Annotated in this window: 15 protein-coding genes; 6 read left to right on the plus strand and 9 right to left on the minus strand. The window is 68.7% G+C overall.

Annotation, left to right across the window (positions count from 1 at the left end; genetic code table 11):
* Nucleotides 1-6 precede the first annotated feature (6 nt).
* The 4 genes from P1K30_RS03995 (at nt 7) to P1K30_RS04010 (ending at nt 4,594) form a co-directional block, all read left to right on the plus strand.
* Nucleotides 7-498 carry an ureidoglycolate lyase gene (locus P1K30_RS03995; RefSeq protein ID WP_275631370.1) on the plus strand — a complete coding sequence of 164 codons (492 nt, stop codon included), beginning with the start codon at nt 7-9 and terminating at the stop codon, nt 496-498.
* Nucleotides 495-2,222: a hydantoinase/oxoprolinase N-terminal domain-containing protein gene (locus tag P1K30_RS04000; protein WP_275631371.1), complete on the plus strand. Its 1,728-nt coding sequence runs from the start codon at nt 495-497 to the stop codon at nt 2,220-2,222. The genes P1K30_RS03995 and P1K30_RS04000 overlap by 4 nt, the downstream gene beginning before the upstream one ends.
* The gene (locus tag P1K30_RS04005; protein WP_275631372.1) at nt 2,219-3,781 is read left to right on the plus strand and encodes a hydantoinase B/oxoprolinase family protein; all 1,563 of its coding nucleotides are present in this window, start codon (nt 2,219-2,221) and stop codon (nt 3,779-3,781) included. The genes P1K30_RS04000 and P1K30_RS04005 overlap by 4 nt, the downstream gene beginning before the upstream one ends.
* A gap of 177 nt (nt 3,782-3,958) precedes the next feature.
* Entirely contained in the window at nt 3,959-4,594 is a 636-nt protein-coding gene (locus P1K30_RS04010) for a nuclear transport factor 2-like protein (protein WP_275631373.1), read from the plus strand.
* Between the two features lie 217 nt (nt 4,595-4,811).
* On the opposite strand, the gene P1K30_RS04015 is transcribed toward P1K30_RS04010, so the two are convergent.
* The 7 genes from P1K30_RS04015 to P1K30_RS04045 are packed head-to-tail and all read right to left on the minus strand — an operon-like array spanning nt 4,812 to nt 11,864.
* Nucleotides 4,812-5,657, minus strand: a complete 846-nt coding sequence (locus P1K30_RS04015; protein ID WP_275631374.1) for a bifunctional 5,10-methylenetetrahydrofolate dehydrogenase/5,10-methenyltetrahydrofolate cyclohydrolase — start codon at nt 5,655-5,657, stop codon at nt 4,812-4,814.
* A gap of 4 nt (nt 5,658-5,661) precedes the next feature.
* Entirely contained in the window at nt 5,662-6,804 is a 1,143-nt protein-coding gene (locus tag P1K30_RS04020; RefSeq protein WP_275631375.1) for a hypothetical protein, read from the minus strand.
* Between the two features lie 50 nt (nt 6,805-6,854).
* A complete protein-coding gene (locus tag P1K30_RS04025) occupies nt 6,855-7,694 on the minus strand; it encodes an ABC transporter permease (RefSeq protein ID WP_275631376.1) in 840 nt (279 codons plus the stop codon).
* A complete protein-coding gene (locus P1K30_RS04030; RefSeq protein WP_275631377.1) occupies nt 7,691-8,533 on the minus strand; it encodes an ABC transporter ATP-binding protein in 843 nt (280 codons plus the stop codon). Before P1K30_RS04030 ends, P1K30_RS04025 begins: the two co-directional genes overlap by 4 nt.
* A 15-nt stretch (nt 8,534-8,548) precedes the next feature.
* Entirely contained in the window at nt 8,549-9,130 is a 582-nt protein-coding gene (locus P1K30_RS04035) for an NAD(P)H-dependent oxidoreductase (protein ID WP_275631378.1), read from the minus strand.
* Entirely contained in the window at nt 9,127-10,536 is a 1,410-nt protein-coding gene (locus P1K30_RS04040) for an FAD-binding oxidoreductase (RefSeq protein WP_275631379.1), read from the minus strand. Before P1K30_RS04040 ends, P1K30_RS04035 begins: the two co-directional genes overlap by 4 nt.
* Nucleotides 10,533-11,864 (minus strand): amidohydrolase family protein, encoded by a 1,332-nt coding sequence (locus tag P1K30_RS04045; RefSeq protein ID WP_275631380.1) that lies wholly within the window; start codon nt 11,862-11,864, stop codon nt 10,533-10,535. Before P1K30_RS04045 ends, P1K30_RS04040 begins: the two co-directional genes overlap by 4 nt.
* A gap of 189 nt (nt 11,865-12,053) precedes the next feature.
* On the opposite strand from P1K30_RS04045, the gene P1K30_RS04050 reads away from it, so the two are divergent.
* A complete protein-coding gene (locus P1K30_RS04050) occupies nt 12,054-12,821 on the plus strand; it encodes an IclR family transcriptional regulator (protein WP_275631381.1) in 768 nt (255 codons plus the stop codon).
* Nucleotides 12,818-13,624, plus strand: a complete 807-nt coding sequence (locus P1K30_RS04055; protein WP_275631382.1) for a bifunctional 5,10-methylenetetrahydrofolate dehydrogenase/5,10-methenyltetrahydrofolate cyclohydrolase — start codon at nt 12,818-12,820, stop codon at nt 13,622-13,624. The genes P1K30_RS04050 and P1K30_RS04055 overlap by 4 nt, the downstream gene beginning before the upstream one ends.
* Nucleotides 13,625-13,637: 13 nt before the next feature.
* Here the strand turns inward: P1K30_RS04055 and P1K30_RS04060 are convergent, their stop codons facing one another.
* Together P1K30_RS04060 and P1K30_RS04065 are read right to left on the minus strand one after the other, a co-directional pair.
* Nucleotides 13,638-15,158: a tripartite tricarboxylate transporter permease gene (locus P1K30_RS04060; protein WP_275631383.1), complete on the minus strand. Its 1,521-nt coding sequence runs from the start codon at nt 15,156-15,158 to the stop codon at nt 13,638-13,640.
* Nucleotides 15,158-15,634: a tripartite tricarboxylate transporter TctB family protein gene (locus tag P1K30_RS04065; RefSeq protein WP_275631384.1), complete on the minus strand. Its 477-nt coding sequence runs from the start codon at nt 15,632-15,634 to the stop codon at nt 15,158-15,160. Before P1K30_RS04065 ends, P1K30_RS04060 begins: the two co-directional genes overlap by 1 nt.
* Nucleotides 15,635-15,646: the final 12 nt, after the last annotated feature.

Raw genomic sequence — 15,646 nt, forward strand, 5'->3', positions numbered from 1 at the left:
CCTGACATGAAGATCGAATCCCAACCCCTTGTTCCTGAAACTTTCAAGCCATTCGGCGAGGTTGTCCAACCCGGCCTTGGCGCGGTAAAGGCGATCCGGGACGGCACGGTCCGTCTAAGCCGGCCCGAGGCCGCGCTTCGCCACGAGGCAGCCGCCGAAACCGCCGCGGTCGAGTTCTACGAATGCGCCGCCACCGACGCCCCGCTGGTCGCCACGAAGGTGGAACATCACCCGCATTCCATGCAGCTGTTCGCCCCAATGCAGTCGGCGCGCTGGCTGGTGGTGGTCTGGCCCGAGGGGCTGGACTCGACCCCCGCCGCCTTCGTCGCACAGCCGGATCAGGCGATCCTGTACCACCCCGGCATCTGGCACCACGGCATCGTCGCGCTGGATCTTCCTGCGCAGTTCATCTCGTGGATGTGGCGCACCGGCGGGCCGACCGACACCGTGTTCGCCGACCTGCCCGCGCCGGTCTCGATCAACTGGCCCGCCGCATGACCCGGCTGGCGGTCGACTTCGGCGCGCGCTTTGCCGACCTGTGCCTGACCGGCCCCGAAGGCCGCCGCCTTGCAAAACAGCCCGTGGGCGACGATCCCGTAGCGGCGCTGATGGCGGGGCTGGCCGCGTTGGACGTGACGCCCGCTGCGCTGGACGACGTGCGCATCGCATCAACCCGCCCGCTGAACATGATGCTGGCGCAAACGCCCGGACCCGTCGCGCTGATCTGCACGCAGGGCTTCGGCGACGTGCTGGAACTGGCCCGGCAGGACCGCGTGGATCTTTACGCCCCCGTCGCCCGCTCTGCCGCGCCGCTGTTCCTTGCCCCGCGCGACGCGATCCACGAGATCCCCGGACGGATCGGCCCCGACGGGACCGAAACCGCGCCGCTGGACCTGTCCGCGCTGGACCGCATCGTGCCCGCCCTGCGCGACGCGGGTGTGCAGGCCGTCGCCGTCTGCCTGTTGTTCGCCCACGCCACCCCGGCCCACGAACAGGCGCTGGCCCGTGCCCTGTCCGACGCCCTGCCGGGCGTGTCGCTTAGCCTGTCGCACGCCATCGACCCGGCCCCGCGTGAATACGAACGCACCGTGGGCACCGTGATGGACGCGTGGCTGCGCTGTACCGCGCGCCCCGAGCTGGCGGCGATGGAAACAGCCCTGCGCGACGCGGGCTTTGCCGGTGCGCTAAGCTTCGGCGACGGGCGCGGCGTGGTCCGCGCGGGCACCGAGGGGCTGGCCGACCTTGTGTCCGTGCTTGCCAGCGGCCCCGCCGCCGCCGCCCGTGGCGCGTTGACCGCGTCAGGCGGCGGTGCGGTTGTGCTGGACGTCGGTTCCCGCAGCGCCGACCTGATGCTGGTGCAGAACGGCGCGCCGGTGATGGCCGATCCGGGCCAGATCGCGGGCATCCCGCTGCGGCGCGACCTTGTGGACATGGCAAGTCTTGCGCTTGGTGGCACCTCTCCGGTCGCGCTGGACGCGGGGCGCCTGAGGCTTGACGCGGACGACGCGCCGACACTGGACGCGCTGCTGATCGCCGACGGACGCCTGCCGGGCGACACCTCGGCCCCTGCGGACCGCAAGGTGCTGGACGCCGTCGCCGCGCGGCTGGCGGAAGAGGCCATTCGCTTCGCCACCCGACGCAACGTCGATCCGGTGCAAACCGGCCTTGTCGTCTGTGGCGGCACCGGCGGGCTGCTGGCCGCCGACATCGCCCGCGCGATGGGTCTGAACCGCGTCCGCCTGCCGCGCCACCCCGCTGCCGCAGGCGCCACCGGCCTTGCCGACGCGCCAGAGCGGCTAGAGTCCTCTGCCGCCGTGAACCGCCTGCTTGCCGAAACCGACATCGCCGGGGTGTTTGCCGGACTTGCGTCGACGCTTGGCGACACGCCCGACCTGTACCGCCTCTCGATCGCGCCGCGCCCCGAGATGCACCCGATGACGCTGGACCTGCCGCGCGCCCCAGCGGACGCGGACGAGATCCTGCAGGCATGGCGCGACGCCTACGCCGCCCGGTACGAGATCGAGCCACCCGGCCCCGGCCACCTTGGCCGCGTCGCCGCCATCCGCGACCGGCTGCCCGACACGGCAAGCGACGCCACCGCAGACGCCGCCGCCACCGAGGGCCCGGCCCTGGTCGCGACCGACGCGGGCGGCATCTGGGTGCCGCAGGGCTGGCGCCTTAGCCCGACCGCGGCCGGCTATTTGCTGGAGAACCGCGCATGACACCGCAACAGCGAAACCTTCAGCTTCGGCTCGACGGTCTGGCCCAGACCATGCAGGAAACCCTGATGCGCACCTCGGTCTCGCCGGTGGTGCGCGAGGGGGCCGACTGCGCCTCGGCCCTGTTCACCCACGACGGCGAGTTGCTGGCGATGTCGAACGCGATCCCGCTGCTGCTGGGCGCGCTGCCCGGGATCGTCACGGCGGTGACGGCGGCCTTTCCGGTCGACACGATGGCCAAGGGCGACCTGTTCCTGACCAACGACCCGTTCGGCGGCGGCACCCACCTGCCCGACATCGCGCTGCTGATGCCGGTGTTCGACGGCGACCGGGTGATCGCGCTGGCCACCAGCCTGCTGCACCATCAGGACATCGGCGGCATGCGCGCCGGGTCGGTGCCGCCCGACGCGACCGAGATCTACCAAGAGGGCCTGCGCCTTCCGCCGATCCACGCCGGCACCGGCGGGCGCCTGACGGCGGCAACCACAGCGCTGATCCGCGCGGCGTCACGCGTGCCGGACGTGGTGCTGGGCGACCTCGACGCGCAGGCCGCCGCCGGACGGCAGGCGGCGCGCGGGTTGCAAAGGATCGCGGCAGAGATGGGCACCGACGGGTTTCTCGACGCCGTAGCCGGACTGCTGGACGCGGGCGAAGCGGCGGTCGTCACGCGGCTGGCCGCCCTGCCCGTCACCCATGCCACCGGCGCGGACGGGCTGGACCCGAACCCGGGGCACGGACCGGCCGAGGTCCACCTGTCCCTGACCGTGGCCAAGGGACGGCTGCACGCCGATTTCACTGGATCATCCCCGCAGGTGAAGGCCCCGATCAACTGCGTCGCCTCTGGCCCGCTGTCGGCGGTGTTCTACGCCCTGCTGACCCTGCTGGGCCCCGACGCGCCGCGCAACGGCGGCATCCTGCGGCGTCTGGACCTGACCTTGCCGCACGCCAGCGTGGTGAACGCGGCGCTTCCGGCGGCGGTGAACGCGCGGACCAACATGGTGCGCTCGATCACCTCGGCGGTGCTGCAGGCGCTGGGGCAACTGGCCCCCGACGGGCTTCCGGCGGCGAACTGCGGCATGGCCTACGTCATCGCCTTTTCCGGGCGGCACCCGGACGGAGCGCCATTCCTTGCGACCGAGATCGTCGCTGGCGGCGCCGGTGGCGGGCCCGACCGGCCCGGCGCGCCCGGTATCTCGACCGACGTGGGCAACGCCCGCAACACCCCTGCCGAGGCGCTGGAAGCGGTGCTGCCGGTGCGTCTTGTGCGGGCCGAGCGGCGGCGCGGCTCTGGCGGCGCGGGCAAGTATCCCGGCGGCGACGGCATCCTGCGCGACTATCAGGCGCTAGCCGACGGTATCTCTGTCTCGATCCGGGGCGAACGCTTCGCCCGCGTGCCCGACGGGGCCTTTGGCGGCGGCGCACCAAGGCCCGCAGCGGCCCGCGTGGTGCGCGCCAACGGCAGCGTCGAAGAGCTTCCGGCGCGGTCCGCCGTGGTGCTGAACACCGGCGACCGGCTAGAGGTCGAAAGCGCGGGCGGCGCGGGCTACGGCGCGGCGGACTAGGCCGCGTTTCCCGCGATTGCCGTCAAACTTACCGTCGCGACAGGAACTGCGTATTGTGAAGGCACCCGTAGGGGCGCAACCGGGCCTTCGGGCGTTTCGCGTTGACAGAAACGGCCCTGCGGATGTCAAATTATCGCACGAACATTCGATAATCGAACAACATGGGAGTTGAGACCGATGACGTTCAAGGCCACCACCACTGCCGCGCTCGTCGCCCTGTCCACCACCTTCGCCGCCGGCACGGCGCTTGCGCAGGAAGAAGTCCGCCCCGGCGTTTTCTTCGCCGGCGAGGTCGAGCCCGCGGACTCGCCGCGCGGCGAGATGCAGACGCTGATCTTCGAACTGGCCACGGCCTGGGCCGACTGCAACTCGGACGCGATGTCCGGCGCGGTCGCGGAGAACGTCAAGTTCTCGTACCCGACAACCGCCTATGAAGGTCTGCCGACGATGCTGGAAGACCTGAACACCTTCTGCGGCATGGCCACCGACGTGTCGATCTACATGCCGGAAGACGCGTTCTACATCGACCTTGAAGAAGGCCGCGTCGCGGTCGAGCTTCAGTTCCGCGCGTTCCAGCGCGGCGCGAAGCAGGTTGTGAACGACGTGTGGGTCGCCACCGTCGAAGACGGCAAGATCACGATCATCAAGGAATACCTCGACGGTCGCGTGAAAGACCTTCAGGCGCTCGGTGTGCTTCAGCTGGAAGAAAGCCCCGCGTTCCTGACGCCGTGGCCGCCCCGCACCGAGGAATGGGCGGAATGCTTCCCCATCGCCAAGGCCGCGCCGGTGAACACCTGCCCGCCGACCGAGTAAGGCATAGACCAGCGGCACGGATGTCGCGCATCTTCGGGCCCTGATCGGGCCCGGAGATGCACAACCTACGGGGGTGGCTTCACCGATCCGCCCTGCACTTCGCCGCAATGCCCCGCCCGGCGGCACCGCCGGGCAGCGCCGACCCGCCCCCCTGGGGCGGCGCTGCCCTCTCTCAAGACCATATGCGCCAGCGAGCGGCTGACACGAAGCAGCGCGGTCAGCCTGCCTCGGCAATCCGCACAAGGTTCGACAGCAGATGCGCGCGGGTCATCGCGCCGACCGAGCCATGGCGCGGCGTGATGTGGCCCGCGACCTGCGCGACCTCGTCGGCAATGTCCGACACCATCCCGCCATCGACATAGGTGATCCCGACGCCCACCACCGCCGCACCGGGGCGGATCATGTCGGCGGTCACAAGGTCGGGCTGCCCGGCTGCGGACACGACCACGTCAGCCTGTCGCGTGACCTCTGCCAGATCCGGCGAGCGCCGGTGCAGCAGCGTCACCTCGGCATCCGTTCCGGGCAATGACAGCAGCATCGCCAGCGGACGCCCTACCAGCATCCCGCGCCCGATGATCGCCACCCGGCGCCCGGCCAGCGGCACGTCGTGGGCGCGCAGCAGATCCTCGATCCCGGCGGGGGTACAGGGCAGCAAACCCGGCGTTCCGGCGAGCAGGCGGCCAAGGTTCATCGGATGCAGCCCGTCCACGTCCTTGGCGGGCGACACCGCCTCGCCCACCCGGCCCTCGTCCAGATGCGCGGGCAGCGGCAGCTGTACCAGCGCGCCGTGGATCAGCGGATCGGCGTTCAATGCCTCGACCTGCGCGATCAAGGCGTCCTCCGAAATGTCGCCCCGCAGCCGGATATCGTCCGACGCCATGCCGAGTTCTGCGCAGTTCTCGTGCTTGCGCCCGATGTAGGACTGGCTGGCCGGGTTGTCGCCGACCAGCACCGTCGCCAGCCGAGGGACGACGCCGCGCTTTGCCAGCGAAACGACACGCGCCGCCAGTTCATCGAACCGGCGGCGGGCAAGAACGTCTCCGTCCAGAAGGATCGCGGTCACGCGATCACTCGAGACCAATGGACGGGTCGATGAAGCGGTTGGTCACCACGTCCTCGGCTGTCACGTCGGGATTGGCGCGTTCGTCCAGCCCCGGCTTGACGATCTCGAGGATGGTCGACACGCGTTCCATGTCGAAGTCGCCGATGGTGTCGTTCGACCCGTTACCGATAACGCCATCCTCGACCATCGTGGTCGCGGCATAGTCCATCAGGTCCGGCGCGGTGGTCCACCATGTCGTGGCGAAGCCGCCCTCGTTGAACGCGACGATAACCTCGTTCACCTCGGTCGGGTCGGTGGCATAATCGACGGCGGCCTGCTGCATGATCGGCACCAGCTGTTCAAGGCAGGGCGCCAGTTCGTCCATCCGCGACTGCGCGACGGACACCATGCCGGTGTAGTTGGGATAGCCGAAATCGTTCAGCGTCGTGCCGCCGATCGGCTTGCCCCAGTTCGACCCGTTCGCCAGCTTGTAGGCCTCGCTGGTGATGAAGCCCGCGTTCAGCCATGTGCCGTTGTTCACCACGAAATTCTCAAGATCGCCCCGATAGCCTTCGACGAACACGTCCGCCGGCACACCGGAGTCGACAAGGAACTTGCCGTAGGTCCGCTGGATCGTGGAGATGTAGATCTTTCCCTCGCCGCTTTCGGCGAAGGCTTGCAGATCCTCGATGCTGCTGAAGCCGTCGGGATAGGTCCCCTCGTCCCACATCAGCGCGGCGGGCGCCACGTCGAGCGGTGCGAAGACGCCGACCACCGGGAACCGTTCCGAGAAGATGAAGGCGTTGTCCAGCTCTTGATAGCCGAGGTGCGGCAGCACGCCGGCTTTCGAGTTGCCCATGAACAACGAGGAATAGGCCGTCTCGCCATCGCCCATGCCGATGCCGCCGCCGCCTTCGAGGATCTGAAGCTCGATGCCGGTGGACCCCAGCGGGCCCTTGTAAACGCCGGATTCCATCGTGCCGCCCGCGCCGATCATCTGCATGATCGGGCCATGCTCGGCCTGCATCAGCCAGTCCTTTTGAAGGATCAGCGGGTTCGGACAGACGTCGGCAAGCGGCGTGGTATAGTTCGTTTCGGCGAATTCGCCCGCGTGGGCGGCCCCGGCGGCAAGGCCCGCGGCAAGGGCAAGCGTCATGCTGGTCTTCATCTGGCTGGTCCTCTCTGTTGTGTGCGTTTGTTGTAGGTGTCGAAGGTGGCTCAGACCCGCCCGTGCCAGTCGGCGAACAGGCGGTTTCCGAGGAACTGGAAGAACAGGTAAACCGAGATCGACAGCAGCGACGATACGATCAGCGCCGCGTACATTTCCTCATATTTGAAGTCGATCTTGGAGTTGATAAGCATCTGCCCCAGCCCGCCGGGACCGGCGAGGAAGAACAGTTCGGACACGATGGCACCGATGATGGCAAGCCCGGCCGAGATCCGAAGCCCCGCGAACAGCGCGGGCGCCGCCGAGGGGAAGCCCGCCTTCCACAGCGTGACCCACCAGCTGGCGTTCGACAGGCGGAACAGGTCGATCAACCCGCGATCAAGGCTTTTAAGGCCCAGCAGCAGCGTCGTGGGAATCGAGAAGAAGGTGAACATCGCGACGATCAACATCTTCGGCAGGAAGCCGAAGCCAAGCGCGCTTTGGATCAGCGGGATGATGGCCAGGATCGGGATCGACTGCAGCGCGACAAGGTACGGGAAGATCGCCCGTTCCAGCAGGCGCATCCGGAACATGAACACGCCCAGCAGGATGCCGATCGGTATAGAACACGCCATGCCGGCGGCGGCGATCGAGATCGTGACCAGCGCCCGCTGGCCCAGTTCGGCCCAGATTTCGGGTTTCGAGAACGCCATCTCCCACAGGCCCGTGCCGCTGGGCATCAGGAACCGGCGGTGGTCCGGCAAACCGGCGCGGGTCCACGCGTAGAGGCCCAGCAAAGCAAGCCCTAGGATCACCGGCGGCAGGACCGCGATGACGATGCTGGCCGCCGGGGTCGGCGGCTTGGGGTTGGGACGCGGTTTGTGCGCCGGGGGCAAAGCGGTGTCGGTCATTGGCTTGTCCTCTCGTCGGGCTGCATCAGCCCGCGCAGGCAATGCGAGATCTCGGCGCAGCCCTCGGTGAAGGCGGGGTCAAAGCGCAGGTCGGCGTTTCGGGGCTGCGGCAGGTCGATGGCGTATTCCGCCGCGATCCGCCCGGGCCGCGCGCCCATCACCACCACGCGCGAGGACAGATAGACCGCCTCGGGGATCGAGTGGGTGATGAAGAAGCCGGTGAAACCCTTGGCGCGGTGCAGCGCCGACAGTTCCTCGATCAGGCGTTCGCGGTTGATCTCGTCCAGCGCTCCGAACGGTTCGTCGAACAGGAAGACCGTCGGGTCCAAGGCAAAGGACCGCGCCAGCGAGGCGCGCATCTTCATGCCGCCCGACAGCGCACGGGGGAAGCGGTCCTCGAACCCGGTCAGTCCGACGAGGTCCAGCTGTTCCAGCGCCTTGCGCTTGCGTTCGGCCGCCGGGACGCCACGCAGTTCCATCATCAGTTCGACATTGCCCAGCACCCGCCGCCACGGCAGCAGCGTCGCCTCTTGGAAGGTGAAGGCAAGGTGATCGCGGTCGATCCGCACCAGCCCGCCGGTCTGCGGAAGCAGGCCCGAGGCGATGCGCGCCAGCGTGGACTTGCCGCAGCCAGAGGGGCCGATGATCGACACGAACTCGCCCGCCGCGATGGACAGGTCGATGCCGGTCAGCGCCTCAGTCCCGTCGGGATAGGTCATCGACAGGTCTTCGAACCGCAGCGCCACGGGGCGCGGGTCCGGCGCACGGTCCGGCGACAGGCGATAGACGCCCCGGTGCCCGGTGGCTGCGGGCGTCTCGGCCGTTACGGATTGGGTCATCGCGCCCTCCACGTCTTAGTATTCCCGCATCTTGCGGCCGACACGGTCGATGAAGCCGTCGATCTCGGCCTGACCGACGCGGTCGATATTGTAAAGCGCGTGGTAGTCCACCCGCACCCTTGGATGGCACACGGCGCGCAGGAAGCGTGTTCCGTTCTTGCGCGGCGCATCGCCCAGAACCATCGCCCGCCACCGCTTGGAGCCATAAGTCGTCACGCTGGTCAACCGGCGGATGTTGGTCAGCCCCGGGCCAAGCCGGTTCTTCTGGAACACGAACGACACTTCGGGCAGGAACACCCGGTCGAAATACCCCTTCAGGATCGCGGGCCAGCCGAAGTTCCAGACCGGGTGGCACAGCACCAGCGCCTCGCAGGCCTGCAACCGCGAGACATAGTCGTCCACAAGTTCGCGGTTCTTCGGAACCTCGTGGTAATCGCTGCGCCCTTCGGGCGACAGCACCGGGTTAAAGCCGTCGGCATAAAGGTCAAGGTCGTCCACCTCGTGCCCCGCCGCCGTCAGGTTGGTCACCACCGTTTCGTGCAGACGCGCCGCAAGGCTGGTCTTCAGCGGGTGGGCATAGACTACGTGTACTTTCATTCCGCGCCCTCTTTGGCGGTTTCTCCGAACAGGTACGTGCGCCCTGCCACCGGCTTCCAGTCCGGGTCCTCCCACGCGATCATCTTGCCGGGGTTCAACAGCCCCCGGGGGTCCGTTTCCCGCTTGAACGCCAACTGGTCGAGATCGGGGGCTTTCATGCCGCCCTCTTCCAGCGTGACGCGGTGCGGGTTGAAGACGGTGAAACCCTCGGCCTCCAGAAGCGAGACAAGCTCTTCCAGCCGGGCTTCGTCGGTGTATTTCACCAGCGGCATCGCGACGGCGCGCACCTTCCCCATGATGCGCGTCAGTTCGAAATGCAGCCGCAGTTCGTCGCCGAACCGGGCCTTCAGCCGCTGCGTTTCAGCCACCGGATAGTCGCCGAACATCATCTGCAGATAGGTCGTGTCGGGATCGACCTTCATCGCCCGCAGCGTGGTGTGGTTCCAGCCAAGTTCATACAGCGGCGGCACGCGCTGTTCGCTTTGACCGTCACGATACCGGATCGCGCCCCCTTCGGCGGCGACGAAGGCTTCCAGCGCGGGCAGCGTCTGTTGCGATACGTACAGCCCCACCAGCCCCTCGCCCGCCGTCAGGAAGGCGCGGTGGCGCAGGAAATAGCGTTCCGCGATGCCCGGCTCGAAGACCGAGATCATGCGACACAGGATGTCGCCCTGCCCGCCCGCCGCCAGCGCAAAGCGCAGCGCCTCGGACAGGTCCGGCAGACCGACCAGCACCCCGATCCAATCCGACGCCGGGTCGATCGGCACCTCCAGACGGGTGATGACGCCGTTCACGCCGTAGGCATGGGCGGCCTTGTGGACCTCGGGGCCTTCCAGTTCGATCACGCGCGGCTCGGCCTCCATCGTCAGAAGGCGCAGCTTCAGGATGTTGGCCGGGTTGCGCAGCCCGCCCCAGCGGATCGCGCCGACGCCGCTGGACCCGCCCGCGATAAAGCCGCCGATGGTGGCGGTCGCGGTGGTCGAGGGGAACAGCCGCAGCTCCTGCCCCTCGGCGCGGCAGGCGGTTTCCAACTCGGCCAGGATCGCGCCGGGCTCGGCCACCAGCCGACCGTCATGGATCTCGAACCCGTTCAGATCCGCCGTCGACAGCACGCAGCCGCCGCGCAGGGGCATCGACTGGCCATAGTTGCCGGTGCCGCCGCCCCGCACGGTCACGGGGACGCCATGCGCGTGGCAGGTCGCCAGCACCGTGCGCACCTCGGCCTCGGTGCGGGGCGAGACGATGAAGTCGCCCTTCACCTCTTCCAGCTGCCGCTTGAGGATCGGGCTGTACCAGTAGAAATCGCGGCTTTTGCGCTGCACCGGGCCGGGCGCATCCTCTAGCGGGACGTCCGCCGCCCGCAGCGCCGCCTTGCAGGCTTCGATGTCGGTTTCCGAAACGGTCATGCCATGTCTCCTTGCGTCACGGCCACGGGGTCCAACCCACGTCCCAGCGGCACGCCATCCCGCAGCACCAGCCGGCCATCCACGGGCGCGGTCAGCAAACCGGGCCAGTCGGACGCGGGCACCAGAACGCCGTCCGCCGGCGCGCCGGGGGCGATCCGGCCACCGTCCAGACCCATCGCGCGGGCGGGAACCCCGGCGATGGCATCGATCCAGACCCCAAGGTCCTGATCCAGATGGGCAGCGGTCGTCGCCTCGGCGAACAGGTGCAGCGGGTCGTAGTTGCCGAAAGGATAGTAAGCGTCGGCCACGTTGTCCGCGCCGAACAATACCGGGATGCCGCGCGCGCGCATTTCGTGGACCAGCGTGATCCCACGCCGCAGCGGTGTCGTTCCGGGCGCCCGGTCCTGCAGGTAAAGGTTCGTGCGGGGCAACGCCGCCACGGCGATCCCCGCCGTGGCGATCAGGTCCAGCGCGCGGTCACGCTCGGCTTCGGTCTGAAGCGACAGCGCGCAGCCGTGGCCCGCAAGCACACGCCCCGAGAACCCGGTCTTCAGCACCGCCTCGGCCAGCACCGGCAGCGAGGCGGGCCCGGGGTGCAGCCCCTCGTCTATGTGGAAATCGACATCCAGCCCATGCGCCTCGGCGCCGGTAAGGAACGCCTCGAACAGCGCGCGGTCGGCCAGTCCCGGTGCGACGAAGGCACCCAGAACCCCGCCAGCCCGCGCGACTTGGCGGCAGCGGTCCGCGAAATCGGCCCCCTGCGCCCGGCTCAGCGCCCCCAGCGCGGACCGTTGCAGCGTCACCGTGCCTTCGGCGGCGACCGCCCCGGCGGCCTGCCAGCCCGGCATCTCTTCCGGCAGGCTCGGGCAGTCGATATGGGTGCGCAGCGTCCGCGTGCCAGCGGCGGCGGCCTCGGCCACCGCGCGGCGCATGCGGGCGGCGTGATCGTCCGCCGTCCAACGCACGGACGCCTCGGCATGAAGCCGGATCGCGCCCATCAGCGTGCCGTCGGCCAGCCCCGTCTCGGCCACCGTGTAGGTCTTGTCGAGATGCACATGCGCGTCCGTCAGCCCCGGCAACAGCGACCAGCCCGACACGAGGATGCGCCGGGTCCCCGGCAGATCGGCGGCGCGGCGGAAGCGGCCACCGGCGATGCCGACGTCGACCTGACACATGCCCCCCGCCGCCCGTCCCGATGCGGCGTGGCCCTCGATTCCCGACAACAGCGCCATGGGCGACACGGCACCGGCCAGCACGACGGGATCGCCCCCGGCCAGCGCCTTTGCCACGGCGCTCCGCGTGCTGTCATCCTGTGTGCTGGTCCGCATCCTGGCTGGCCCAATCCGTTCGATAATGGAACATGCGTTCGTTATTGATCATTCTGCGGGACAGCCGCCGACTGTCAAGACCTGCCCGGGGCGCTTGACAACTTCCCGCGCGGGATGCCTTTGTTCCAGCCCAATGCGGCAGGCGCCCCGGTGCGCAGCTGCCCGAACTTTTGCTGGGATGGCGTATTGTTGAGCAGTTTCGAAACGACACCGGGACCCGGAAGCGACGAGTCCGGCAGCACTGCCGAGACGGAAATCTCGCTGACCTTCCGGAAGGGTCTGCAGGTCATGATGGCCTTCGATGGCGACGACCGCCAACTGACCCTTGCCGAGATCGCGCGCAAAACCGGGCTGAACCGGTCGGTCGCCCGGCGGCTGGTGCGCACCCTGCTGCACATGGGCATCCTGCGCGAAACCGGCCAGCGGTTCGAGATGACGGTCGGCGTGCTGCGGCTGGCGCGCGGGTTCACCGACGGGCACCGGATCGCGCAGATCATCCAGCCGATCCTGCGCCGCACGTCGGAATCGATTTCCGAGAACGTGTCCTTCGCCCTGCGCGACGGTGTCGATGCGACCTATGTCGCGCATGCGCAGGTGAAGGGGTCGTTCACGCTGAACCGCGTGGCGATCGGCACCCATGTCCCGCTGGCCAGCACCGCCGCCGGGCACGCGATCCTTGCCCATGTCGGCCCGGACGACTGGCCAGACGGCGTGGACCGCACCCCGGCGCTGGACGAGACCATCCAACAGGTGCACCGGCGCGGCTTTGCCTACCTTGCGGACGGGCTGATCGACGGCGTCAGTTCCGTCGCCTTCCCGGTGTTCCGCGCCAATGGCCTGATCGAGGGCGCGGTGTCGATCCTCTTCCCGACCGACCGCTTCGACCCCGCCGCGATGCCCGCGTCCCTGATCGCGGAGCTGCGCCAGTGCGCGGTCGACATCGGCACCAGCCTGTGACGCGGATCTTCCGGGGCGACGCCCTTGCCGACGAGATCCTTGGCGCCGTGCGCGCCGACCCGGCCTGTGCGCGGGCCAGCCTGCTGGTGTTGCGCGATGCCTCGGCGCCGCCCGCCGCCGCCTATGCCGCACGGATCGAAAGCTTTGCCCCCCGCGCCGGATTTCCCGTCACCGTCCGGGACTATCCCGCAACCCTGGCCGAACTTCGGACCCTTCTGGAGGCGACGCAGGGTGCGGTCCTGCCGATCCACCCGCTGCCGGACTGGATCGACGCGGCCACGCTCACGGCCCGTGTCGGCCCCGACCGCGACCCCGAAGGACTGCATCCGCTGCACGCCGGGGCGCTGGCGCTGGGACGCCCCGGGATCGTGCCGCCAACCGCCGACGCCGCGTTCCGCGTGGCTAAGGCGATCGTGGGTCCGCTGTCGGGCAAGACCGCGACCGTGGTCGGCGCCTCGCCCGTGGTGGGCCGCCCGCTGGCGCTGTTGCTGATCGCTGCCGGGGCGACCGTGCGCGTGGCGCAGGCCACCACCCGAGACCTCGCCGCCGAAACCCGCGACGCCGAGATCGTGTTCTCTGCCGTGGGCCATCCCGGACTGCTGGGCCGCGACCACCTGCGCGAGGGCGCCGTCGGCATCGACATCGGCATTACCCGGCAAGGCGAGCGGCTGGTCGGGGACATCGACGCAGGCAAGGTCGAAGGGCACGCCGCCTGGCTGACCCACGTCCCGGACGGGGTCGGCCCGGTGACCGTTGCCTGCCTGATGCGCAACGCCGCCCTGCTGGGCGGCGCGGGCGTCTAGGTTTCCCGCCGGATCAGGGATCGACGCCGCTGTCGGCCGCCGCCCGAGCCTTGCTTTTCCGCCCGCGCGGCCAGAAGGCCGAGGCCAGCAGCAGCGCCGAGGCGCACAGAAACACCGCGCTGATCGGACGTTCGAGGAACACCATCGGGTCGCCCCGCGCCAGCAGCATCGCCCGGCGGAAGTGTTCCTCTAGCAATGGGCCAAGGATGAAGCCCAGCAGCACCGGGGTGGCCGGGAAGCCATACCGCCGCATGCCATAACCGATCACCCCGAACGCCAGCACCACGAAGATGTCGAAGGTCGAGTTGTCGGACGAATAGACGCCAAGGCAGATGAACACGAAGATGCAGGGGTACAGGATGTGGTAGGGAATGCTCAGCAGCTTCACCCACAGCCCGATCAGCGGGATGTTCAGCACCAGCAGGATGATGTTGCCGACCCAGAAGCTCATGATCAGGCCCCAGAACATCGTCGGCTGGTCGTTGATCAGGTTCGGCCCCGGCGTGATCCCGTGCAGCATCATCGCGCCCATCAGCACCGCGACCACCGCATCGCCCGGAATACCAAGGCTGAGCGTCGGGATGAACGCGGCCTGCACGCTGGCATTGTTGGCGGCCTCTGGCGCCGACAGGCCCTCCAGCGCGCCATTGCCGAACTTCTCGGGGGTGCGCGAGATGCGTTTCTCGGCGGCATAGGACATCAGCGAGGCGATCCCCGGCCCCGTCCCCGGCAGCGCGCCGACGAAAGATCCAACGACCGACCCACGCAGCGTCGGCGGCCAGATCTCGCGCCATTGCTTGCGGTCTGGCAGCATGTCCTTGAACCGCACCCGCCCCAACTTGTGCAGGGTGCCCGGCGGCTGGCCGATGTTGGCGATGATCTCGGCCACGCCGAACAACCCCATCGCCAGCGCGACAAGGCTGAACCCATCGGCCAACGGCAGCAGGCCGAAGTTGTAGCGGAACTGCCCGGTGTTCACGTCGGTGCCGACCAGCCCCAGCGCGATGCCGAAGGCGACCATCGCCAGCGCCTTGAACGGCGATCCCACGGTCAGGGTCGAGGCGGCGATCAGCCCCAGCAGCATCACCGCGAAATACTCGGCCGACCCGAAGTTCAGCGCGACCCGCGCCACCAGCGGCGCGAAGAACATCAGCATGACGATGGCAAAGGACGACCCGATGAAGCTGTTGATCGCGGTCACGAACAACGCCAGCGGCGCCTTGCCCTGCTTGGCCAGCGGGTGCCCGTCCAGACAGGTGATCGCCGCCGTCGCGGTGCCCGGCAGATTCAGCAGGATCGAGGCGGTCGAGCCGCCGTACTGCGCCCCGTAGAAGATCCCCGCCAGCATGATCAGCGCCTCGGTCGGGTCGATGTAATAGGTCAGCGGCAGCGCCAGCGAGATCGCGGCCAGTGCGCCCACGCCGGGCAGCACGCCGACGATGGTGCCCACCGTGACGCCGATGAAACAGAACAGCAGTGCCGACGGTCCCAATGCCGTCTGCAGGCCAAGGCCAAGCCCCTGAAGAATTTCCATCACAGTCCCACGATTGGATCGATCGGCAGCCCGAGGCCCCAGATGAACACGATGGTGCCAAACACCGCCATGAAAGCCGCGATGGCGATGTCGATCAGCCAGTTCCGGCCGCGTTCGCCCCGCGCCACGATCAACACCAGCAGGATCGATGCCGGGACATAGCCCACGCGATCAAGAAGCAGCGCGAACACAAGGACCCCCGCCACTGTGGCGACCATCGGGCGCCAGACCGGGACGGCCTCGTCGGTCGCGGTCTCGTCAGATGGGGCACCGCCTGCGCGCGCGTCCTCGACCGCGACGATGACGCCTAGCACGATCAGCAGCACGCCGATCCCCAGCGGAACGAAGCCGGGGCCTGGCCGAAAGGCGGACCCCAGCGGATAGGTCAGTGCGATGGCGGCGACGAACGCGCCGAACGCCGCCACCACCGCACCAGCCATCAGGCTGCGAAGCAAGGTGCCTGTTTCGCGCGCCATTGGCGGTCTCCG

Origin of the sequence: Psychromarinibacter halotolerans, from assembly GCF_029168315.1 — a bacterium.
Taxonomy (GTDB): Bacteria; Pseudomonadota; Alphaproteobacteria; order Rhodobacterales; family Rhodobacteraceae; genus Psychromarinibacter; species Psychromarinibacter halotolerans.

Bases quoted from the DNA above. Each gene is read 5' to 3' on its own strand.
- P1K30_RS04035 (WP_275631378.1), bottom strand. From the start codon at position 9,130: ATGAAAGTACACGTAGTCTATGCCCACCCGCTGAAGACCAGCCTTGCG.
- P1K30_RS04040 (WP_275631379.1), bottom strand. From the start codon at position 10,536: ATGACCGTTTCGGAAACCGACATCGAAGCCTGCAAGGCGGCGCTGCGG.
- P1K30_RS04020 (WP_275631375.1), bottom strand. From the start codon at position 6,804: ATGAAGACCAGCATGACGCTTGCCCTTGCCGCGGGCCTTGCCGCCGGG.
- P1K30_RS04000 (WP_275631371.1), top strand. From the start codon at position 495: ATGACCCGGCTGGCGGTCGACTTCGGCGCGCGCTTTGCCGACCTGTGC.
- P1K30_RS04030 (WP_275631377.1), bottom strand. From the start codon at position 8,533: ATGACCCAATCCGTAACGGCCGAGACGCCCGCAGCCACCGGGCACCGG.
- P1K30_RS04010 (WP_275631373.1), top strand. From the start codon at position 3,959: ATGACGTTCAAGGCCACCACCACTGCCGCGCTCGTCGCCCTGTCCACC.
- P1K30_RS04045 (WP_275631380.1), bottom strand. From the start codon at position 11,864: ATGCGGACCAGCACACAGGATGACAGCACGCGGAGCGCCGTGGCAAAG.
- P1K30_RS04025 (WP_275631376.1), bottom strand. From the start codon at position 7,694: ATGACCGACACCGCTTTGCCCCCGGCGCACAAACCGCGTCCCAACCCC.
- P1K30_RS03995 (WP_275631370.1), top strand. From the start codon at position 7: ATGAAGATCGAATCCCAACCCCTTGTTCCTGAAACTTTCAAGCCATTC.
- P1K30_RS04005 (WP_275631372.1), top strand. From the start codon at position 2,219: ATGACACCGCAACAGCGAAACCTTCAGCTTCGGCTCGACGGTCTGGCC.
- P1K30_RS04065 (WP_275631384.1), bottom strand. From the start codon at position 15,634: ATGGCGCGCGAAACAGGCACCTTGCTTCGCAGCCTGATGGCTGGTGCG.
- P1K30_RS04060 (WP_275631383.1), bottom strand. From the start codon at position 15,158: ATGGAAATTCTTCAGGGGCTTGGCCTTGGCCTGCAGACGGCATTGGGA.